The organism is Viridibacillus sp. FSL E2-0187 (assembly GCF_038006425.1).
Taxonomy (GTDB): domain Bacteria; phylum Bacillota; class Bacilli; order Bacillales_A; family Planococcaceae; genus Viridibacillus; species Viridibacillus arvi.
In genome coordinates this window covers 147,850-170,180 of record NZ_JBBOVG010000002.1, presented here as the reverse complement: position 1 = coordinate 170,180, position 22,331 = coordinate 147,850, and the positions used below count along the sequence as shown (strand labels likewise).

Here is a 22,331-nt window from a genome sequence, read left to right as displayed (position 1 = left end):
CGGAGATAATTATCTCCGCTTTTTTTATGGCATGACACTGTATAATATTAACTATATTGTATTAAAGGAGGGTTTATTTGAAGGCGAAATGGTTTTGGGGAGCAATAAGTATCATTTTAATTAGTTGGTTAGGAAATACACTATATTATCAATCAAAGCAATTGAAGGATCCAATTATACTTTCTTCTTACATAAATATTATAAGTGACTATGAGAGAACATTTTCGATCTTTTATTTAACTAATAAAGGAGAAAATATGGAAGTAATGAGCTTACGATTAGGGCAAGAAATATTATATCCTTTAGGTAATGATAGTTATTTTGGAGAAATGGGTAATTATGTAGCGTTACAAGAGAGTTATTATACAGAATACATACATCATTATTTAAAAAAAGTAGATTTTAATATTGATGAAGAGCAACTAGCATATTTAAAAAGTACAAAAATTAATGCCAATAAAATATTGATGGAATTTTCGGGACATCGTAGTTTAAATGCAAATATCGAACATTTCGAAATACATAATGAACCAAGGTCCATTAAATCAGATTTTAGTTCGGGATCTGTTGACAATATAGGTAATGTAACCGAAGATGTACAATTGCTTGAGGATGCGCATATGAAGAAACTAGAACTACCACAAGAGATTGCCTCTTTATATAAGGTGAACGTTGGAAAAAGCGGGGAGGGCGCTATGACTCCGATAGAGGATCAATCCTGGCCCATGGATGTTAAAGCCAAAGAGAGGATAATAACCCAATATAAGAGGAAAAGCAAAGTTCAACCTGGTAAATATATAGATGCAGATATTTTAATGTCTGCTACAAATAAAAAGAACAAAGAGATGGGTTATGTATTTCATTTTAGAAGTGAGCCCTCATTAACACAACGACAAGTAAATCAGCTTGTGTATGATGCAAAGGAGGAGCGTAAATGAGTGAAGGCTTTAAGTATTTATTTATTGGATATCTCTTTCTTCTAATTAATATATATATAGTTGTAGATATAATGCCTAATTTTATAGGTTACATTTTAATTTCTAGCGGTATTGCAAAAATAGCTGCTGAAGGAAAAGAAACGATGAGAGCTCAACTATTAGCAATATTACTGGCTGTGTATTCACTGCCGCATTTTTTCCTACAAGATCAAGTGAGGGCATCTTATACCTGGGGTGAATACTACGATTTAGGATATGCATTGTTACAAGTTATTCAAGTATATTTCCTCTTCGTTGTTATTCAGTCAGTTTTTACCTCTTTAGCTGCTGTGAAATTGAGTAAAATAACTAATCAGATAGGGGTTTGGTATCTTTCAATACATTTGCTATCGCTGTTTACGATGACTTTAATAATAAATACATTAGGGATGTTACAAGTCACTTTCTTATTTATTATGTCAGCATTAACTCTCATTATTAACATTGTTTTTATCATTTATTTACGGAAAATGCAAAAAAGAACGGTAAAGAGCATAGCGATTGATAATTTAGTATAAATAAAAAAGGCTAATTCTCTAAAGAGAATTGGCCTTTTACATTTAGTGAATATCTTTCTTCTTAAAGCGTCCACCACGAACTTCGGCGATATTGCCAATTGCCAGGAATGCATGGTCATCAAGTTCTTCTACAATTGTTGTTAGTTTAGATTCTTCTAGTCGAGTGATAACCGTGAAAATCACTTTTTTTCTGTCTCCAGTATAAGCGCCCTCTCCGATTAAATATGTTACCCCACGGCCTAGACGATCCATAATAGCGCGCCCAATTTCTTCATATTCTTCGCTGATAATATAGACGGATTTCGATTCATCGAGTCCTTGAATGACTACATCGATCGTTTTGTAAGCAATGAAATAGGCTAGTACTGAATACATTGCTTGTTCCCAAGTGAAAACGAAGCCAGCTACAGCGAAAATGATTAAGTTGAAGAACATAATGATTTCGCCAACGGAGAACGGGGAATTTTTGTTAAATAGAATGGCCATAATTTCGGTCCCATCAAGAGAGCCACCATAGCGAATAACGATACCGACACCCGTACCAAGGACGATTCCACCAAATACTGTAGATAATAGTAAATCTTTCGTGAAAGGTTCAATTGGGTGTAATAGAACCGTTGCTATAGATAGAGTAGTAATTCCTAACGCGGTTGATAAGGCAAAGGTCTTCCCTATTTGCTTATAACCGAGGAAAAAGAAGGGTATGTTCAAGAGGAAAATAAATAATCCTAGTGGTAGACCGCTAAGGTGAGAAACAATAATAGATATACCAACAATTCCACCATCTAAAATATTGTTTGGTACAAGAAATTGCTCCAAGCCAATTGCCATAATAATAGCACCGGTCATCACCATAATAATACGTTTTAGTAAACGAGTTTTAGACGTTTTCTTATTTCTATCATTGATTTTTTTTGCTTCTGCTAAAATGTCTTCCATACTCCTGTTTGAGTCACTCAAACTAATCTCCCCATTCTCTAAAAAACTAATAATTCTAACTTAATTTTAACGGAATTTTCAAAAATGCAAAAGTGAAAAGAGTTATATTGTAACAATTATTACAAAAATGAAAAGAGATTTTTGTATATATAGAGAGTAGTATGGTGAATAATGCTTACAAAAAATGTTTATAATATATAAAAATTACCTAATTTAACCCTTGATTTGTAAAAACTTTAAAATAAATGGAGTTAATTATACATTTTAGTGACATCAAGTGTAATGTGTTCAATTGGAAATTGGATTGTGTTAAATTAGAGAGGCTTGATTTCGACATAACTCTTGTAAATAATAACTGATTTATATCAAAAAAATGAAAGGAGCTTACCATGGGTTTGAAACGGAATAGTAGTGAGAACTCTATATTTTTTAAACGAATTTGCCAATTAACAACGATGAAAGTAGCAACTATCGTAATATTCCTCGTTTCATTAGTAGGATTGAATAATGGTTATGCAAATGCTCAAAAAGACAATCAATTGCATAAAATTTATCATATATACATTAAGAATCAATACATTGGAGCAGTATCCAATGAAAAGTTAATTGATCAACATATTGAAGACAAAGTGAAAAAAGCTAGCACACAATACGATGATCTATCTCTTGATACGCCAGATTTATCCGTTATATCAGAGCAAGTTTTCCAAGAGGATACAAATGATGAAGATACTTTAAAAAAGCTAGACGATACTTTAACAATTAAAGCTTCAGCATTTGCATTACTTATCGATGGTAAAGTGGCTACCTATGTCAAAGATATCGATGCATATGATGAAACAATTCGCCAGCTTAAATTACAGTATGTTTCAGCCAAAGAGCTTAAGGCGTTGGATACTATGGAAAAAAATCATAAAACTTTACCACCATTAAAGAAAAATGAAACACGTATTGTAGATATTTCTATCAAACAATCAGTAGCTGGTTTGACTGAGTATACAGATCCAGCTAATGTATTAACTCCAAAGGAAGCTGTTAAATTATTAACAAAAGGAAAGCTTCAAGAGAAACCTTATACCATTAAAAAAGGCGATACACTTAGTAGTATTGCAGCTAAATATAAACTTTCAACTTCTAAGCTTTTGAAACTAAATGAAGATTTAACTGATGAAAAATCTCTAACAATTGGAAATACCATTGAAGTAGCAGAGTTGGAGCCTTGGGTTAATATCGAACTAACAAAAGAATCTATAAAGTCAGAGAAAATAGAGCATAAAACAATTATAAAAAAAGATAAAAAAATGCTAACAGGTGAGAAAAAAGTAAAACAAAAGGGCGAGGACGGTAAAAAACTAGTAAGGCATGTAATAACTGAAATAGATGGTGAGCCTGCTTTAGAAAAAGTAATAACTCAATCTGTTATGAAAGAAGCAGAAACACGTGTGATTGTGAAGGGAACAAAAGAAGTACCTTCACGTGGGAGCGGAAGCTTTGAATGGCCAGCAGAGGGTGGTTACATTTCAAGTGAAATGGGCTACCGTTGGGGCGAATTACATCGAGGACTCGATATTGCTAGACCGGATGGTTTTACAATTAAAGCAGCTGATAACGGCGAAGTTACGTTTGCAGGTGTGGATGGATCTTACGGCAATAAAGTAACAATTGATCATAATAATGGCTTTCAAACAGTCTATGGACACTTGGCATCGATTGATGTGGAAGTGGGACAAGTAGTAGCGCAAGGATCGAAGTTAGGAATCATGGGTACAACAGGTAATTCAACAGGTGTACACTTACATTTTGAAGTGTCTAAAAATGGAAAATTACTAAACCCGTTAAATGTATTAAAATAAAGTAGAACGATACAGTCCATTATGCAAGTGGACTGTTTTTTTTACATAGAGTTCTTTGTAAAATGCATTAAAAACAACATTATTCCCCAGGAAATATGAGTGTACATTGAATTCCAAAAGATGCACTCAAAGCTAAAGCATGATAGAGTTAAAGATGTGGAATATAAGAAAACTAACGTTAATTGATAATATAAATCCAATTCATATATGAAGGGAAGTATAAATATGGACAAGACAATTTTAGTTGTAGATGATGAAAAACCGATTGCAGATATACTACAATTTAATTTAATAAAAGAGGGTTACAAAGTTATTTGTGCCTATGATGGTGATGAAGCACTTGAGAAAGTGGAAGAAATCAAACCAGATTTAATGCTTCTAGATATCATGTTACCGAAAAGAGATGGCATAGAAGTATGTCGTGAAGTACGAAAGAAATATGATATACCTATTATTATGTTAACAGCAAAAGACTCCGAAATTGATAAAGTATTAGGTTTAGAATTAGGAGCGGATGATTATGTGACAAAACCTTTTAGTACTCGTGAATTAATCGCCCGAGTAAAAGCGAATATGCGCCGCCATCAATCAACTATAGCAACTGAAGAGCAAGAAGAAACTTCAAGTGATATCGTAGTTGGCTCGCTTGTCATTCAACCAGAAGCGTATTTAGTTTTAAAACGCGATGAAGCAATTGAACTTACACATCGTGAATTTGAGTTACTACATTATCTAGCAAAACATATTGGTCAAGTTATGACACGCGAGCATTTATTGCAGACGGTATGGGGTTATGACTATTTTGGGGATGTACGTACTGTGGATGTAACAATCCGTCGTTTACGTGAGAAGATTGAAGACAACCCAAGTCATCCAGCATGGATTGTTACGCGCCGTGGCGTAGGGTATTACTTAAGAAATCCTGAACAGGAGTAAAATACATGCAGAAAGTCCGTTTTTTCAAATCCGTGCACGTAAAACTAGTACTTATTTACGTGCTATTAATTTTAATAGCTATGCAAATTATAGGATTCTATTTCGTACGCGAATTGGAACAAACATTAAAGGGAAATTTTCAATCATCTGTTGAAGACCGTTTAAAACTTGTGACATTTAGTGTTAAAGAGGAGCTTTTAAAAGAAAGAACAGAAGTTGATCCTAAGATAGAGCAAAGTTTGAAAACGGTATTAGGCGGAATATCCTCTACAGATATAAGTGAAATTCAAGTTATCAATGCAAGCTATCGGATTTTAGCCACATCTGATGCGAGTAATCAGTCCATCGTTGGACAGCGTGCGACGGAGAAATTAGTGCGCCAATCAATAGCTACTCCAACTCGTACGGAAAAAATTGCATTAGATGATCAAACCAAAACACGTGTATGGTTAGTAGCTACACCTATTACTTCCAATGGTAAGGTTATTGGAACTGTCTATTTAAAATCCAATATTGAAAGTGTTTTTGGACAGATGAATGAGATCAATCGCATTTTGGCTGGAGGCACAGCACTTGCCTTAGCCATTACAGTAATACTTGGTATTTTCATCGCAAAAACAATTACAAAACCAATATCAGATATGAGAAAACAAGCTCAAGCAATGGCTAAAGGGAATTATTCGCGCAAAGTACGCGTTTATGGCAATGATGAAATTGGCCAACTTGCAATAGCTTTTAATCATTTAACAAATAGGCTCCAGGAAGCGCAATCCACAACAGAGGGTGAACGAAGAAAGCTAGCATCGGTTTTAGCTAATATGACGGATGGTGTAATTGCTACCGATCGAAAAGGTCGTATTATACTAATCAATACACCTGCACAACAGCTTTTAAATAGTGAAGATGATGAACTGATGGGACGCCCACTTATTTCCGTTTTAGGGTTAGAAGAAGAATATACTTTTGAAGATCTAATCCATATGAAAGATGCCGTAAATTTAGATTTTAGTTCACAAGAACGACCTTATATTTGGCGGGCAAATTTCTCTGTTATTCAAAAAGAAACTGGTTTTGTAAATGGTTTGATTACAGTTCTGCATGATATTACGGAACAAGAGAAAATAGAAATGGAGCGACGTGAATTCGTATCTAACGTTTCGCATGAACTTCGTACACCATTAACAACGATGCGTAGCTACTTAGAAGCATTAGCGGATGGTGCATGGCGAGATGAAAATATCGCGCCTACTTTTTTAAATGTTACTCAAACAGAAACAGAACGAATGATTCGTCTTGTAAATGATCTATTACAACTATCTCGTATGGATAGTAGAGAATATGAGTTAAATGCAGATATTGTAGACTTCAATAAATTTTTTAATCGTATTATTGATCGCTTTGAAATGTCTAAATCAAAAAATGTCGAATTCCAACGACACATCTCTGAAACACCATGCTATGTAGAACTAGATACTGATAAAATTACACAAGTCATTGATAATATTATTTCGAATGCATTAAAATACTCACCAGATGGTGGGTATATTCGCTTCGGAGTAACAGCGCAAGAAGGAATTTTAAAAGTCATGATTTCTGATGATGGTATGGGCATACCGAAGGAAAATGTTGAGCGTATCTTTGACCGTTTTTATCGTGTAGACCGCGCTAGGGCACGTTCTATGGGAGGCACTGGCCTGGGCTTAGCAATTTCTAGAGAGATGATCCATGCCCATGGCGGTAAAATTTGGGCGGAAAGTGAGGAAGGACATGGTACAACGATCTTCTTTACATTGCCATACGAATTAGATGAGGCAGGTGAATGGGATTGAAGTATGTTGAGCAAATAAAGTCTATCGCTCTATTCGTCCTTGTCTTTTTGAGTATTACACTTACATTTTCTATTTGGACTTACAAACCAAACTATGACACAATCGAACCTCCGAAGGTCTTTGATAGTTCAATCGGTAAGCAGCTTCAAATGTCAGATATCATTAAACCCTATCGAATGCTTTTTCATATGGATGGAAAGTGGAAAGGCACAAATGAAAATGTTAAGATGGAATCTATTTTAAGTGAAATGAAAAAATGGGAACTATCAGATTTGACACTTGTAAGTAATAATTTAGATGATAAAAAGCTCAATGAACTAATAGGTGTGAATAATCGCATGACTTTGTTTTATACAGGTGAAATTCCCTTCCCTGTATTCCTTCAAAACCTATTACCTACACAGAATAAAAAAATAAATGAAGCAGCATTCAATCATATGATTATTGATTGGAATAAGTTAAACAATAGTAGCATGTCTAATAATGAGCTTATTGTTTTTTTTGCTAATTCAAAAAACAATAAACTGTATAAAGCTAAAATTAAAGTCCAAAGCGGAAAACAATTTCAGACTAATGTTTTAACAGTGGCTAAAAGCTTCCCAAATTATCTTGAAATTGAACGTGAGGGAGCAAAGAGTTTCTATTTGCCAGCAAAGGCTAGTAGTATTCCTAAATACACGTATATAATTGAACCAGATCCTGTTAATAGCTATAAAAACGCTCTTTTCTCTAACCCTAATATTGTAAAACGAAGTCCAGATGAAGTAACTGGTACGGAAAAGTACACAAGTGACAAATCACTAATGACTATTGATGTTACAAAGAAAACGCTCAATTTCGTTAATACATCTATAGTAGAAAACAAAGAAAAGGCGTTAGAGTCGGATCTTATTTTAAATACATTTAGTTTTATTAATGAGCATGGTGGTTGGACAGGCGATTTCCGTTATAGCGAAGTAGATTACGGGAATCAGAAGGTTACTTATCAAATGTATTTAAAAGATCAGCCAGTCTTTAGTGACCGATCAGTTACCTTAACAGAAATTTCGACTTATTGGGATTGGGGTAACGACCGCATCTCGAAGTATTATCGCCCATATTACCAACCAGTTCCTATTCCTTTAGTAAGGAATGATGGAAAGTTAATGTCTGGACCAGAGGCAATAGAGAAACTAAAGGATAGAAAAGATATTAACTTTGAAGATATTGAGGAAATACGCTCTGGTTTTTATTTAACGAAAAATGCTAATCCAAATTTATTCACTTTGGAGCCAATGTGGTTCTATAGTATCAATGGTAAGTGGGAACGTTTATCACCTGTTATTGCGGGAGGTGGCCAAATTGGATTGGAGTAAAACTAAAACAATCTTCATCATTGTATTTTCATTATTAAACGCTTTCCTTTATTCACTCTATGTCAATCGATACAATGAGGATCAAGATGTTGAAAAAGTTGGCGAAGCATCGTTGGAAGAGCGCTTAGAGGATGAGAACATTACGGTTAAAGGCTTACCTGCTAAAGATGAAAAAATTTCATATATTTCTGGTCAAATCAAGCGTTTTAAACCTACCGACTTCAATAAAATTGGTAATCAGCAATACGACATCACAAATGGTTCTATACGGACTCTAAAATTTGATAAACCAATAGCACTCAGAAATATTAATGATGGCACGAGCTTTGCAGAATTTATGCAAAAGTATGTGTATGCGGGAGAAACGTATAAACTTTGGCGTATAGATGAAGAAAAAAGAGAGGCAACTTTTTTTCAACAAATTGACAATCGTGTAATCTATTTTAATAAAAATGCGAGGGTAACATTGCATTGGAATAAAGACTTAGCAGTGACAGGTTATGAACAAACGATGTTCGAATCACTAGATGCATTTGGTGCGAAAAGTACGGTTTTCACTGCTAGTGAGGCAATTAAAGTACTATATGAAAAGGGATTGTTAAAGCAAGATTCGATAATTAATAAACCACAGCTTGGCTATTATACATTTGCGCCTTTAATGGAAACGCAAGTTCTTGCGCCAACATGGCATATACGTGTTAATTTTGCGGAGGGTGACGAAGCAGATTATTTTGTTAATGCGGTAGATGGTCAAGTTATCGATATTCAAGCAATAATAAATGAGGAAAAGCTAGATAGAAATAAAGAATTAGAAAGTGAATAAGGAGTCTTTACTATGCAGTTCAGTGTATTAGCAAGTGGCAGTACGGGTAATGCTATTTATGTAGAAAATGAGGACCATGCATTTATTGTAGATGCGGGTCTAACAGGCAAGAAAATGGAGCAGCTTTTTGCAAAAGTTGATCGCGATATAAAAAAACTAAGCGGTATTTTTGTAACGCATGAACATATTGATCACATAAGAGGCGTGGGTGTTTTAGCACGTAAATATCATGTTCCAGTTTACGCCAACGCTAAAACATGGGCTGCAATGGATGATAAAGTGGGCAATATTCCATTAGAACAACGCTTCCAATTTGATATGGAGACAGTGCAATCATTTGGCTCATTAGATGTCGAATCATTTGCTGTTTCCCATGATGCTGCGGATCCTATGTTTTATACTTTCCATGAAAATGGTCGTAAACTTGTCGTTATTACAGACACTGGTTATGTCAGTGATCGGATGAAAGGGATTATCAAAGGTGCTGATTCCTTTGTTTTTGAAAGTAATCATGATGTAAGTATGCTACAAATGGGGAGTTATCCTTGGTCCACAAAACGCCGTATATTAAGTGATGTTGGACATGTATCAAACGAAGATGCTGCTGTTGCTATGAGCGAAGTTGTAGAACAAAAACCAACACGTATTTATCTTTCACATTTGAGTAAAGATAATAATATGAAAGATTTGGCTCGTATGAGTGTATCTCAAACGTTACAATCATGTGGAATCATGCCAGGCGAATTTGTTACGTTATTAGATACTGATGCAGACGAACCTACTAAAGTTGTAACAGTATAATAATTTTTAACCTCTCTTAAAAAGAGAGGTTTTTTTATGCACTTATAGGGAAATATATGCTACGGAGATGAAAAATAACGTAAATAATTTTGAACTGATTTTTAATCCATTTTCATCTGATTTTAATCTTCGAAAGATATAGTATAACTATCAGATAAACAGCGGAGGGATGATACGTATGGGATATTACGATAACATTAACGGAGAAGATAGAAGTCGTTCTAAAAAGAGAAGTGGCAGAGCAGGTTATTTTTTTAGTGGACTAATTGGTGTTATTATTGGTGCTTTGCTTGTTTGGCTTCTGATGCCATCGATGGTAGATCGTTTACCAAATAGTTCAGGGGCAATCGGTACAGGCAATAATACAACGAAGCAGGTAACAACAGAGGTAACAACGGATGTTACTGGAGCAGTTGAAAAGGTTGCAGGAGCAGTTGTTGGTATTACAAATATTCAAGAATCCACACAAGATTTTTGGAGTCAAGCAGAACCAACTACTCAAGAAGCTGGCAGTGGTTCAGGTGTCATTTATAAAAAAGTTGGTGACACAGCGTATATCGTGACAAATAATCACGTTGTTGAAGGCGCAAAGAGATTAGAAGTGACATTGGCAGATGGTTCTAAAGCAGAAGCAAAACTAATCGGTAGCGACGTTTGGACAGACTTAGCAGTTATTTCAATTTCAAGTAAAAAGGTAAATACAGTTGCTACATTTGGTAACTCTGATGTTTTAAAACAAGGAGAGACAGTTATTGCAATTGGTAACCCATTAGGTCTTGATTTTTCGGGATCTGTTACAACAGGTGTCGTTTCAGGCAAGGACCGTACAGTACCAGTTGATTTAAACGGTGATAATGAGCCAGACTGGCAAGCAGAGGTATTACAAACAGATGCAGCTATTAACCCAGGTAACAGTGGTGGTGCACTTGTAAACCTTGCAGGAGAAGTGATAGGCATAAACTCAATGAAAATTTCTGAATCGACTGTTGAAGGTTTAGGATTTGCAATTCCTATTAATTCAGCAATTCCTGTTATCAATGAATTACAAAAATCGGGTAAGGTAGAACGCCCATCGATGGGTGTGTCACTAATTGATTTAACAAATGTTCCTGCATTCCACCAAACTCGTACATTAAAATTACCGGCGGAAATAACTGAAGGTATTGTTATTAGTAGTGTTGTTAAAAACTCATCAGCTGAAAAAGCAGGTTTAGAACAATATGATGTCATTGTTGAGATTGATGGTCAAAAAGTAGACAATTCAATTGAACTTAGAAAACATTTATACAATAAGAAAAAAGTCGGCGATAAATTGAAAGTTAAAGCTTACAGAGGTGGGGAAATAATTGAAAAAGAACTCACTTTAACGAATAGTCCAACAAGCTAATCTTGTGGATAATAGAATTTAATTACTAACGTATCAACAGGCGAGTAGGAAACGTGAAACCACGACTTTCCTACTCGCTTTTCCTTTGTTACAATAGACTGTGGATAACATTGACCGAATTGTGCATAAGTTTGCGGAAATTTCGAAAATTGAAAGGATGAAATATTTTGAAAATATACAGCTGTGAAACGCATATAGGACACGCTTTAGACATGTTCGTGGCAGAACAAAAAGAGGTGCCATTATTTGAAATGGCTACAGAGGAAGAAAAGTTATCCACAAGTTGTACTTATTGTGAAGAGGCAGCAACATATGTTGTGGCGAACGAATGAGCGTACACAAGATATTGATTCAGCTTGTGGATATGTGTATAACTTCTGTGGATAACGTGTTTGTAAATTTAATGTGAAGGTGGATAACTTGTGAATATAGCGATTATTACCGTTGGGAAATTAAAAGAAAAGTACTTAAAGATGGGGATTGAGGAGTATGTCAAGCGACTTGGCGCTTATGCAAAAATCGATCTCATTGAAGTCCCAGACGAGAAAGCACCCGAACAATTAAGCGAAGCTGAAATGGAAATTGTTAAGAAAAAAGAAGGCGAACGCATTTTAACTAAAATTTCACCTGACACTCACGTTATCGCTCTTGCTATCAATGGAAAAATGAAAACGTCCGAAGAAATGTCCAAAGACATCGAATCACTTATGACATATGGTAAAAGTAAAATTGCATTCGTCATCGGAGGTTCGCTTGGATTACATGACGACGTTTTGAAGCGCGCAAATGAAAAACAGTCATTCGGTAAAATGACATTACCTCATCAGTTGATGAAATTAGTGTTGGTAGAGCAGATATATAGAAGTTTCAGAATTATGAAGGGTGAACCGTACCATAAGTAGGTGCGGTTTTTAATTAAATAAAAAATAAGGCCGATGTTCTATACTAATAGAACATCGGCCTTTATAAATCATATAAATATTTTTTCAGGAAATTTTATTACTGTGCAGTTAATCCGCCATCGATAATGAATTCAGAGCCTGTTGAGTAGCTTGAATCATCAGAAGCTAAGAATAATACCATTTTTGAAACTTCTTCTGGTTGAGCAACACGTTTTAATGGAATGTGTTTAGAAAATTCTTCAACTGCTGCTTTTGTATCTTCTTGTACTACCATTGGTGTAGCGATTACACCCGGGTGTACAGAGTTTACGCGGATACCCATTGGTGCTAAGTTGATAGCAGCTGCTTTTGTCATCCCACGTACTGCGAATTTTGTATCTGTGTAACCTATAGCACCAGCAACTAAGCCGTTCATTGAAGAAATGTTGACGATTGAACCGCCACCAGCTTTCATCATTGAAGCTGCTACAGTTTTCATACCTAAGAATACAGACACTTGGTTAATATCTAAGATGCGACGGTATTCTTCGACAGTAACATCAAGCATATTTTTCGCCATAGTAATACCGGCGTTGTTTACTAATACGTTTACTGGACCGAAAGCTTTTTCAGCTTTCGCAATAACAGTTGCCCAATCTTCTTCTGATGTTACGTTTTGTTTAATGAATAGGGCATTTTCACCTAATTCAGCGGCGAAAGCGTTGCCTTTTTCTTCATTTAAATCTGTTAAAATAACCTTTGCACCGTTTTCTATGAATAACTTTGCGTGTGCTGCACCCATACCTTGTGCTGCTCCTGTAATAATTGCTACTTTACCTGATAAACGACTCATTTAAAAAGCTCCCTTAAATTAGACTTATTTAAAGTGATAGTTAACTATCACTTTTTTACACTTACTAGTAAACAACTTTCCCGTCCGAATGTCAATCCAAACGGTCGTTATTTATGATGGTTGAATATAGCATAAAAATACATCCTTCATCATCGCGAGTTGCTTGTCCGCAGAAAGCATCGATGCGAGATTGGTATCATGGGTTGTCAGGCTTGATTTGAATGCGAATAAGCTAAAATTTTGCACCATGGTCATGATAAATACATCCAAATCAACATCTGGTCTTAACGAGCCATCCTGCTTGCCCTGCTCAGCCAATCTTAATAAAATACTGGCTAATTTACTTCGTGAAAATAAGTATTCCGCATATTGCTCAGGTGATTCCTCAGCTATTTTTTCATATAAACTAAAGGACTCGTAAAATTTTGCTAAACGTAGCTGCCGATCCTTTGTTACGCCTATATAATAATCCAAAATTTGCTCGATTTTTTCATATGCAGGCATTGTCTGCTCGACAATCTGCCCTATATAAGTGGCCATTTCATCAGTAATAGCATTCGTAGCCGCAATCACTAAATACTCTTTTTTAGGAAAATAGCGAAATAACGTCGCAATCCCAACGCCAGCAGCAGCAGCAACATCTTGCATTTGTATATTTTTCACACCTTGAACCAAAAATAAATCCTTTGCAATATGGATAATATTTTGACGGCGTTGTTGTTTTTGTTGTTCTCGTTTACTCATTTTCGTCACTCCAACTGTTCATCATACAATTATTGTAACATGTACCAACTTGTATTCGCATCGAGGGAAAATCATAGTTGAAAATGCTGAAATTCAAGAGTTTACTTTAGCCTTCTTTAAAATCTAAATCATTCAGTGTTACATCTCTATAAGATGCGATTGAAAGTTATACGCTGACGATTAGTGAAATAAAAGTGGTGCTTGAGGGTATCACGGTCGGCAGTAAAACAATACGTGAGTAATTAGAAGTCATTAAGCACCGTGATGCAATTTCATATGTTGAGGAGATTGTTTTTAAAGAAGAAGATTTTTTAGTAGGACAAATTAAAAATTCATGAGGAAATGGATGGACTCATACGTTGGGATGTTCATAAGGCATATGCGATAAAATATTTTGAAGACTTCAGTACATTAGTAGCTGCTGAAGTGGGGTCTTCTCTTAATCCTTTTTTATTAGCGGTAAATTGTTCTTAAAATCGCATTTAGATATGTTACGGTGAACCGTATCATAAGTAAATGAAGATTTAACCCCTCATAATTTGAGAACGGCTTATAAGATTATGGTGTACATGAAAGGGAGCATTTTGCATAGAATCATGAAAAAGGCCCCCAAAAAATAGGATGATTTTTTCGATTTCGAATTTCCGATTATGAAACAGCATTATGTACGTCTATCTGGCCACGAAAAACACCATTTCGTCCGTTACTTTTAGCGTTGTAAAGAGCCTCGTCGCAAGTAGTGTATAGTGTTTCCAATTGCGTATACTGATTTGGAAATACGGTGAGGACACCCAAACTAATTGTATATGTCATCGGTAGACTACGGCTAATAGCTCCATTAAGTGTCTGAATGATTTGCTCAGCCATCTGATTTGAGTCGGTTTCATCTTTTCCTGGGATCAGGATTCCAAATTCATCGCCTCCATAACGCACAAACAAATCTTCTTTACCTAAATGTAGCTTAATTCGTGTAGTCAGGTCTTGTAGTACTTGGTCTCCAACGTGATGACCATAAGTATCATTAATTGTTTTAAAGTTGTCTATATCAAAAAACAGGTAGGATAGAGGCTGCCCTTTTTTAGAATAATCAGTGAGATACTTATTTGCCTTGTCTGTAAAAGTTCTACGGTTCAACGTGCCCGTTAAATCATCATAACTAGCTAATCGGATTAACTCATGGTCTGCTTTTTCCTTCATTAACAGGACAAACCCTAAATTTCCTAAATTTGTAAGAAGATAAATAGATAGTAAGGAAATTAATTGATAAAGTCCAGGAGTATAGAAGTTTATCGAATCTGTAGATGAAAGTAGAGCAGTCACCCCTCTGATCAAAAAAGCTGCGATAACAAGAAGATATAGACTACCAATGATTCTCATAAGAAACGTTGAAGCTTTCCCCAGAACCAAACGAGAAACAGGCATTAAGATTAACGCAATTACAAAGGAATAATATGAAATTCGTACGTTTTCTTCGTTATAAAAAAGAACAATGAGTTGGAAACCGATAATACTGAGTAGGGTCAAACCAAGATATACCATTATCATCTTGGTCTTTAGACGGAAAGCATTTTGAAGACACAATAATGCTATAATTTCTAAGGACGTTCCAATAAATAGTATGGAGTTAGCAAAAGAGATGGATAGAAAGTCGGGAATTTCTCCACGAAAAACCATACAAAACCATGCTATGGTCTGAGAGCCTTTTGCTAAAAAAAAGTTCTGACTGTTAAACCCTTTGTATGATTATGCCCATAAGCAATAATAAGGATTAAAGTAAATAAGTAGCCTATACCAAGCAATAGAGTAATTGTCTTCATATCCATAAATAAATTCATAAAGAGCCACCTACTTATAAGTGAATTTACAATCATTATTATTATATCAAAAATATGGATACCAATATACAACATACTTCGTTCTTCAGAAGTGTCTTCAAAAATGATCACCACTCGCAAACTGATTTTTAAATTAATCGGACTTTACATTTTAATAGGGACCATTTTTTCCATAACCAGTGTTTAGTATTATTTCGCTATGATGCTTTAAATTGAAAATGTCCTAGAGGCTTTTTCATAAGTAATGATAACGGATACATAACTTTTTTAATATGTTATATAATAGTTTCAATGTATTATTTTAGGTTTAGAAAATAACCAAAAACTGTGGATATGTCAAAGCTTCATAATATGACTTTATTCTGAAAAGAAAGGGGAATATTTTTCGTATCCAAATATACTAGTACAGTGCAATTAATAAGAGTGATGATCACTGGTAAAGGCCTAGCAAAACTTTAATTTTTGCAAGATGCTCAGTTAAGGACTTTTTACTAGCTTTTAAATAGCATATAACTATCAAATAGTAGTACCTGTTTTAATTGTTTCATAACTTTGATAGACTAGGATAGAATAATGATTAATATAGATAAGGTGTCTTCCTAGGTTGTACCTTGTCTTGCTATGACGCCTAAGCATGAGCGCCTACATCTTTTTTGAAAATTTTAGGAGATAAGGAAGGTTAATATGAGCAACAGTCAGAATAAAACAGACGTTATCTTAATTGGTGCCGGAGTCATGAGTGCGACTTTGGGATCGTTACTGAAAGAATTAGCACCAGAATGGGAAATCAAAGTATTTGAGAAGCTCGCAGACGCGGGAGAGGAAAGCTCTAACGAATGGAATAATGCGGGAACAGGGCACGCTGCACTGTGCGAACTTAACTACACTTCCGAAAAATCGGATGGCTCTATTGATATTAGCAAAGCGATAAACGTTAATGAACAATTTCAACTTTCAAGACAATATTGGTCTTATCTTGTAAAAAACAATCTGATTAGCAATCCTCAAGACTTTATCATGCCATTGCCTCATATGAGTATGGTACAAGGCGAACAAAATGTAGAGTTTTTAAAGAAACGTCATGAAACAATGACAAAGAATCCATTGTTCCAAGGCATGGAATTTTCTGATGATCCGGAAACACTGAAAAAATGGATTCCACTTATTATGCAAGACCGTCCAGCGAATGAAGCAATTGCGGCAACAAAAATGGACATTGGAACGGATGTTAACTTTGGTGCTTTAACGCGTATGATATTCGATAACTTAAAAACTCAAAATGTCGATATCAATTACAAACATAGTGTCGAAGGCATTAAGCGTACTAAAGATGGATCATGGGAATTAAAAGTAAATGATATCGATGGTTGTAAAATGGAATATCATAAAGCGAAATTTGTCTTCCTTGGAGCTGGCGGAGGAAGTCTAGAGTTACTCCAAAAAACAGGTATTCCTGAAGGTAAACACATTGGTGGATTCCCGATCAGCGGATTATTCTTGGTATGTAAAAACCAAGAAGTTGCTGAGCAACATCATGCAAAAGTATACGGAAAAGCTAAAGTTGGTGCTCCGCCAATGTCTGTTCCGCATCTTGACACACGATATATTGATAACAAAAAATCGTTGCTATTTGGACCGTTTGCTGGGTTCTCACCTAAGTTCTTAAAAACAGGTTCAAATATGGATTTAATTGCTTCTGTAAAACCACATAATATTACTACATTATTGGCTGCAGGAGTTAAAGAGATGGGATTGACAAAATATCTGATCCAACAACTTCTGTTATCGAAAGAACAGCGTATGGAAGAGTTACGTGAGTTTATCCCGAACGCTAAGAGCGAGGATTGGGATATTGTAGTTGCTGGCCAACGTGTACAAGTTATTAAAGATACTGAAGCAGGAGGTAAAGGAACGCTTCAATTTGGTACGGAAGTTGTAAGCGCTGCCGATGGTTCAATTGCAGCATTACTAGGTGCTTCTCCGGGTGCTTCTACTGCTGTTCACGTAATGCTTGAGGTATTAAATAAATGCTTCCCGCAACAAATAAAAGAGTGGGAACCGAAAATAAAAGAAATGATTCCTTCTTATGGCGTATCACTAGCAAATAACCCAGAGCTTTTCCAAGAAATTCACAATTCAACAGCGCAGGCACTTCGTCTAAGCGAGGACTTGCAGGACAATAATTAATTCTTGGATATAGAAATAAAAATACTAAATGAAATAAAACATAAAACCTTTGATCAATCTTTAGATTGATCAAAGGTTCTTTTTTTCAAAATTTACAGTTAGGCTAGTTTGGAGCTTAATAAAAAATAATGTTTATAAGAATCAATTTGTGTTGTTGTATATCCTTCTAATAACTATTTAAAAAATGGAAGTTTTTTAAGTACTGCACAAACTGGAATGGCTGCACAGATACCTACAACATTTTGAACAATGTTTCCGGGAATAGAAGCCGCTGGTACAATCCAACTACTAAATATAACTCCTTCACAAATGTAATATCCTGCTATCATAAAAGGCACCGAAATGATAGTAGCGAAAAGATTGAAACCTATACTACGTCCGTTGCGACCATTTGACCAGGCAATTTTTCCGACTATATAGCCTTGTAATCCGCGCGTTAAAATGGTGAACGGTGCCCACAATGTCCAACCGGAGATTAGATCAAATAACCCCATTCCAACGGCACCAGCAATGGCACCTTTTTTAGGCCCAAATAAGATGGATACAATAAAGAGCATAGCTGTTCCGAGATGAACTAAACCGCCATTTGCCGTAATAGGTAGTTTGATATTTAACAAGAGCGTGGCAACGAATACAAGTGCAATTAACATCGATGTTAGAATTAAATTAAAAGTACGTGCGTTCGAATAACTTGTAGTTTTTTGCATAATCATTAACCTTCCTTATCTTTTTTAATAGGTATTGGGCAAGTATCGTGAGGTTATCACTTTCTTTAACATATAATAATTGAATATTCAGGTTAATTACGTTGCAACTTCACTATGGATACCGTTATTTCTACTAGTACATAATTAGAGAGCGTGTAATCAATTACTGATAACCTTAGCAAAGGATTGGTGTTTTTAAAAGTGCCAATTTAGCCTAAAACTTAGGTGCCAGTTTATAGAAAAATCGTAAAAATTAAATGTTGAATCATAAAATGGGATATATAGTGCTATAAAAAAAGAACTTAAAAAATGATATTTAATGACTTATGGTTTTTAAGATGGTTTTGCAAATCCTTCCAAGTGAAAATTGGAATTAGATATCTCGTGATGATTACAATGAACATGCAGTAACATACGAAATTTTGATTGTTTATGATAAATTAACTTAGTTTAATCAATAAAAAATTGATTTTGTTAATTTTCCAAAGTAGTATATAAAAACAATGTCTTTAAGAAAATCTGATTAAACAAATATGAGACTTTGATATTTACTATAATTTAGTGCTATTGTTGGAAGGGTAGTTCTTGATTTCGTTTCATGTGTAATTGAATAGTTTAATTGAAATTCGGATCATTAATATGATTATTTATCTTTCAATTTAAAAAGAAGAGGAAGTACCTGTGTTTATGAAAAATCGTAAAATAAAACTCATTATTGTGTTATCGACCGCCTTATTAGTATTGTTTACAAGTTTAAATGTCTTTACTTCTTATATAAAGATGAAAAAGACGGTTGAAGAATCAATCACAAATCAAAGTCTTGGAGCAGCAAAATCCATAGCGTCAAAAATAGATATAGATACATATAAGAAATTTTTGAATAATCCTATGAAAAACGAATATTATTGGAAATTAACAGACTACTTAGTTGATGCAAGAGAAAAATTGGGTGCATTATATGTATATACATTAGAGGTTGATAATCCTGAAGTATCGAAAGTGATGATAAGCGGGTTACCCAATGCACTAGAAGAAAACTATTCTATAGGTGCTTTTTGTACAGTACCTAAAGAACAGGTTAAAAGAGCCTATGAAGGAGAAACATATGTAACAGGGGTAATTGAAGATGCCGATTTAGGTTTCTACGTTTCTGTAGGAGCACCTATAAAGGATGAATCAGGTAAGGTGCTCGGATATATAGGGATCGATATTAGTGCTAATACTCTGAATGATATCAAAGGGAAAGTACTGAAAAATAATATCCTCCTCTTTTTCTATAATGGTATATTTATATTCGTCGTAATAGGCTCCTTTTTATTAATGCAAAGATGGTATCAAAAAGAAGTTACTAAAGAAGTAGGGTATACGGAAGATACGTACCAAGCGGAAATTAGAACATTAATTACTTCTATATCCTCTTTAAGGCATGATTTCACCAACCATATTCAAGTTTTACACGGACTTCTGCAATTAGGAGAATCTGATCAGGCGAAACAATACTTATCATCACTTTCTAAAGAAGTTCAAGCAATTGAATCTTTAAAATTAAATATAGATCATCCTGGTCTTTCTATATTGTTACAAACAAAGAAACTCGCTGCACAAAATTATAATATTGATATGGATTTTACGATTTCACAAGATTCATTCGATAAAATAAAAACAACAGATTTAATCAAAATATTATCGAATTTAATTGATAATGCTATTGATGCAACAGTAGAATTACCTGAGGAAAAACGTAAAATACTGATTAGCTGTAAAGCAGATGATGTGCAATATATATTTGAGATAACGAATACAGGACCAAAGATTATTGAGAATGAACAAATCTTTAAACAAGGGTATTCAACCAAAAAAGCAGAACGCGGAAAAATCAGAGGGCAAGGCTTATTTATTGTGAAGGAAATAGTGAATAAATATAATGGGGAAATCTCAATTGAATCAACAACTGAGTTAGAGACGACTGCCATTGTGGAAATCCCATTAAAGTAAATAAAGTATAAGCTTTCTACTATTAGTTGTAGGAAGTTTTTTATATCTTACTGCTTTTCTACAGGAGTTCTTTTGACCACATCCTTTGAAAAGGAAAAAAGGCTTTCATCTGTAATGATGAAAGCCTCAACTGATTTTAATAAAAAATGGATAATATAAATGTCCAAATACAAACAAATGCGAGTAATGCAACGCTGTATTTTAAGGTCATTTTAGTTAATTCGGATTCCTTACCAGTTTGCCCAACAGCAGCAGTTGCGATAGCAATTGATTGAGGGGAAATTAATTTTGCCATTACCCCACCAGCGGTATTAGCGGATACTAATAAAGCAGAATCTACTCCAATAATATTACCTGCTGTAGCTTGAATTGGTGCAAATAAGGTATTGTTATTAACAACTGATCCTGTCATAAATACCCCAATCCATCCTAGTATTGGTGATAAAAATGGGAAGGCATTTCCTGTAGTTGCTACAGCTTCACCTAATGCACTTGTTAATCCTGCATAAGTCATTAGCTTAGCAATTCCAAGAATGGCACAAATCATCACAATAGGAATCCAAAATTCTGAAATTGTTCTTCTTAAAAGCTTAAAACCATGTCCAACTCCAATGGCTTTTGTCGTGAATATAGTTGTTAAAGCTGCAAGTAATATTGCTGTACCTGTTGCACTTATTACTTCAATGCTTGAACTTAATGTGGATCCAGGTATGCCAAATGTTACTTTAGTAAAGTCTAGAGCTCCACCTTCCGCAAATAAAGCTTTAAAAGGAGGAATACTCCATATTAAGATAAATAAACTTAATAAATAAAACGGAGACCAAGCTTTAATCACATCACCAGTTGTATGTTTTTCAATCTTAACCTCTTTGTTGTTGAGTAAGAAGATATTCTTCGGTTTCCATTTTTTTGAGAATAAAGCCAAAATCCCCATCGCAAGTAAAGGAGGGATAATATCAGCTAGTTCAGGACCTATTGAAATAGTGATAATAGCTTGTGTCACCGTATATGTTGTAGAAACAACGAGAATAGCTGGTAATGTTTCTTTAATCCCTTTTAACCCATCAATTAAAAAGATAAGTAAGAAGGGAATTGTAAAATTAATAATAGGTAAGGTTAATGCTGTCATCGTGGAAACATCCATGGCAGTTACATTGCCTTCTAAATTTAATGTACCAGTAATTGCGACAGGTATACCAATTGCACCAAACGCTCCAGAAGCACCATTTGCTATAAGACATAGCATAGCAGCTTGCAAAGGTTTGAATCCTAACGAAACCAATAGTACCGCACAGATTGCAATTGGAACACCAAAACCAGCTGCTCCTTCAAGGAATGCATTGAAACAAAAGCCTATTAGCAGAAGCTGCAGTCGTTGATCTTGTGAAATACCGGCGATACTTGCACGTAATACATCAAATTTCCCCGAGTCAACTGAGATTTTATATAACCAAACCGCCATAACAATAATATAACCAATGGGCCATATTCCTTGAATGGTACCTTGAATGACACTCCCAACTGATTCGCTAAAAGGTAATTTAAACACCATCATTGCGATAATGAAGGTAATCACTAAATTTAATAATGCTGCATAAATACCTTTCATTTTAAAAACGGTTAAACACAAAATAAAAACAATAATTGGAATTGCTGCAACCATTGAGGAAATGAGTAGTTGATTAAAAGGGTTGTAATTTTCTACCAACAT

General features: G+C 34.8%; 19 protein-coding genes. 13 read left to right on the top strand and 6 right to left on the bottom strand.

Annotated features, from left to right (window positions below; translation table 11 throughout):
- Positions 1-77: 77 nt before the first annotated feature.
- Positions 78-938 (top strand): hypothetical protein, encoded by an 861-nt coding sequence (locus tag MHH85_RS19960; RefSeq protein WP_340708301.1) that lies wholly within the window; start codon positions 78-80, stop codon positions 936-938.
- Entirely contained in the window at positions 935-1,495 is a 561-nt protein-coding gene (locus MHH85_RS19955; protein WP_340708300.1) for a hypothetical protein, read from the top strand. The genes MHH85_RS19960 and MHH85_RS19955 overlap by 4 nt, the downstream gene beginning before the upstream one ends.
- A 42-nt stretch (positions 1,496-1,537) precedes the next feature.
- Here the strand turns inward: MHH85_RS19955 and MHH85_RS19950 are convergent, their stop codons facing one another.
- Positions 1,538-2,350, bottom strand: coding sequence for a YitT family protein (locus tag MHH85_RS19950; RefSeq protein WP_445684133.1), 813 nt, complete (start codon positions 2,348-2,350; stop codon positions 1,538-1,540).
- A 473-nt stretch (positions 2,351-2,823) separates the two neighbouring features.
- Here MHH85_RS19950 and MHH85_RS19945 point away from each other — a divergent pair, with 473 nt between their 5' ends.
- From MHH85_RS19945 to rlmH, 9 genes are all read left to right on the top strand, one after another.
- Positions 2,824-4,287 carry a peptidoglycan DD-metalloendopeptidase family protein gene (locus tag MHH85_RS19945; protein ID WP_340708298.1) on the top strand — a complete coding sequence of 488 codons (1,464 nt, stop codon included), beginning with the start codon at positions 2,824-2,826 and terminating at the stop codon, positions 4,285-4,287.
- A gap of 225 nt (positions 4,288-4,512) precedes the next feature.
- Positions 4,513-5,223, top strand: coding sequence for a response regulator YycF (gene yycF / locus MHH85_RS19940; protein WP_193737909.1), 711 nt, complete (start codon positions 4,513-4,515; stop codon positions 5,221-5,223).
- 5 nt (positions 5,224-5,228) lie between these two features.
- A complete protein-coding gene (gene walK, locus MHH85_RS19935; protein ID WP_340708297.1) occupies positions 5,229-7,052 on the top strand; it encodes a cell wall metabolism sensor histidine kinase WalK in 1,824 nt (607 codons plus the stop codon).
- A complete protein-coding gene (locus MHH85_RS19930) occupies positions 7,043-8,407 on the top strand; it encodes a YycH family regulatory protein (RefSeq protein ID WP_340708296.1) in 1,365 nt (454 codons plus the stop codon). Before walK ends, MHH85_RS19930 begins: the two co-directional genes overlap by 10 nt.
- Positions 8,394-9,230 carry a two-component system regulatory protein YycI gene (locus tag MHH85_RS19925; protein ID WP_340708295.1) on the top strand — a complete coding sequence of 279 codons (837 nt, stop codon included), beginning with the start codon at positions 8,394-8,396 and terminating at the stop codon, positions 9,228-9,230. The genes MHH85_RS19930 and MHH85_RS19925 overlap by 14 nt, the downstream gene beginning before the upstream one ends.
- Positions 9,231-9,242: 12 nt before the next feature.
- On the top strand, positions 9,243-10,031 hold the full coding sequence (locus MHH85_RS19920) for an MBL fold metallo-hydrolase (protein WP_053418440.1): 789 nt from the start codon (positions 9,243-9,245) through the stop codon (positions 10,029-10,031).
- Between the two features lie 178 nt (positions 10,032-10,209).
- Positions 10,210-11,418: a S1C family serine protease gene (locus MHH85_RS19915; RefSeq protein ID WP_193737913.1), complete on the top strand. Its 1,209-nt coding sequence runs from the start codon at positions 10,210-10,212 to the stop codon at positions 11,416-11,418.
- A gap of 167 nt (positions 11,419-11,585) precedes the next feature.
- A complete protein-coding gene (locus MHH85_RS19910; RefSeq protein WP_038178832.1) occupies positions 11,586-11,750 on the top strand; it encodes a CxxH/CxxC protein in 165 nt (54 codons plus the stop codon).
- 90 nt (positions 11,751-11,840) lie between these two features.
- Entirely contained in the window at positions 11,841-12,320 is a 480-nt protein-coding gene (gene rlmH, locus MHH85_RS19905; RefSeq protein ID WP_340708294.1) for a 23S rRNA (pseudouridine(1915)-N(3))-methyltransferase RlmH, read from the top strand.
- Positions 12,321-12,417: 97 nt separating this feature from the next.
- Here the strand turns inward: rlmH and MHH85_RS19900 are convergent, their stop codons facing one another.
- The 3 genes from MHH85_RS19900 to MHH85_RS19890 form a co-directional block, all read right to left on the bottom strand.
- Positions 12,418-13,152, bottom strand: a complete 735-nt coding sequence (locus MHH85_RS19900; protein WP_340708293.1) for a glucose 1-dehydrogenase — start codon at positions 13,150-13,152, stop codon at positions 12,418-12,420.
- 111 nt (positions 13,153-13,263) lie between these two features.
- Entirely contained in the window at positions 13,264-13,896 is a 633-nt protein-coding gene (locus tag MHH85_RS19895; RefSeq protein WP_340708292.1) for a TetR/AcrR family transcriptional regulator, read from the bottom strand.
- Between the two features lie 648 nt (positions 13,897-14,544).
- Entirely contained in the window at positions 14,545-15,420 is an 876-nt protein-coding gene (locus MHH85_RS19890; RefSeq protein WP_340708291.1) for a GGDEF domain-containing protein, read from the bottom strand.
- Between the two features lie 995 nt (positions 15,421-16,415).
- Between MHH85_RS19890 and MHH85_RS19885 the strand changes: the two genes are divergently transcribed.
- Entirely contained in the window at positions 16,416-17,918 is a 1,503-nt protein-coding gene (locus MHH85_RS19885) for a malate:quinone oxidoreductase (RefSeq protein WP_340708290.1), read from the top strand.
- Positions 17,919-18,091: 173 nt separating this feature from the next.
- On the opposite strand, the gene MHH85_RS19880 is transcribed toward MHH85_RS19885, so the two are convergent.
- Positions 18,092-18,625 carry an ECF transporter S component gene (locus MHH85_RS19880; protein ID WP_193737919.1) on the bottom strand — a complete coding sequence of 178 codons (534 nt, stop codon included), beginning with the start codon at positions 18,623-18,625 and terminating at the stop codon, positions 18,092-18,094.
- 687 nt (positions 18,626-19,312) lie between these two features.
- Here MHH85_RS19880 and MHH85_RS19875 point away from each other — a divergent pair.
- Entirely contained in the window at positions 19,313-20,620 is a 1,308-nt protein-coding gene (locus tag MHH85_RS19875; RefSeq protein ID WP_340708289.1) for a sensor histidine kinase, read from the top strand.
- A gap of 136 nt (positions 20,621-20,756) precedes the next feature.
- On the opposite strand, the gene MHH85_RS19870 is transcribed toward MHH85_RS19875, so the two are convergent.
- A complete protein-coding gene (locus tag MHH85_RS19870) occupies positions 20,757-22,331 on the bottom strand; it encodes an L-lactate permease (RefSeq protein WP_340708288.1) in 1,575 nt (524 codons plus the stop codon).

Excerpts from the sequence above, each read along its gene's own strand:
- MHH85_RS19955 (WP_340708300.1), top strand. The coding sequence starts at position 935 with ATGAGTGAAGGCTTTAAGTATTTATTTATTGGATATCTCTTTCTTCTA.
- MHH85_RS19950 (WP_445684133.1), bottom strand. The coding sequence starts at position 2,350 with ATGGTGATGACCGGTGCTATTATTATGGCAATTGGCTTGGAGCAATTT.
- MHH85_RS19945 (WP_340708298.1), top strand. The coding sequence starts at position 2,824 with ATGGGTTTGAAACGGAATAGTAGTGAGAACTCTATATTTTTTAAACGA.
- yycF (WP_193737909.1), top strand. The coding sequence starts at position 4,513 with ATGGACAAGACAATTTTAGTTGTAGATGATGAAAAACCGATTGCAGAT.
- walK (WP_340708297.1), top strand. The coding sequence starts at position 5,229 with ATGCAGAAAGTCCGTTTTTTCAAATCCGTGCACGTAAAACTAGTACTT.
- MHH85_RS19930 (WP_340708296.1), top strand. The coding sequence starts at position 7,043 with ATGGGATTGAAGTATGTTGAGCAAATAAAGTCTATCGCTCTATTCGTC.
- MHH85_RS19920 (WP_053418440.1), top strand. The coding sequence starts at position 9,243 with ATGCAGTTCAGTGTATTAGCAAGTGGCAGTACGGGTAATGCTATTTAT.
- MHH85_RS19915 (WP_193737913.1), top strand. The coding sequence starts at position 10,210 with ATGGGATATTACGATAACATTAACGGAGAAGATAGAAGTCGTTCTAAA.
- MHH85_RS19900 (WP_340708293.1), bottom strand. The coding sequence starts at position 13,152 with ATGAGTCGTTTATCAGGTAAAGTAGCAATTATTACAGGAGCAGCACAA.
- MHH85_RS19895 (WP_340708292.1), bottom strand. The coding sequence starts at position 13,896 with ATGAGTAAACGAGAACAACAAAAACAACAACGCCGTCAAAATATTATC.
- MHH85_RS19885 (WP_340708290.1), top strand. The coding sequence starts at position 16,416 with ATGAGCAACAGTCAGAATAAAACAGACGTTATCTTAATTGGTGCCGGA.
- MHH85_RS19880 (WP_193737919.1), bottom strand. The coding sequence starts at position 18,625 with ATGCAAAAAACTACAAGTTATTCGAACGCACGTACTTTTAATTTAATT.
- MHH85_RS19875 (WP_340708289.1), top strand. The coding sequence starts at position 19,313 with ATGAAAAATCGTAAAATAAAACTCATTATTGTGTTATCGACCGCCTTA.
- MHH85_RS19870 (WP_340708288.1), bottom strand. The coding sequence starts at position 22,331 with ATGTTGGTAGAAAATTACAACCCTTTTAATCAACTACTCATTTCCTCA.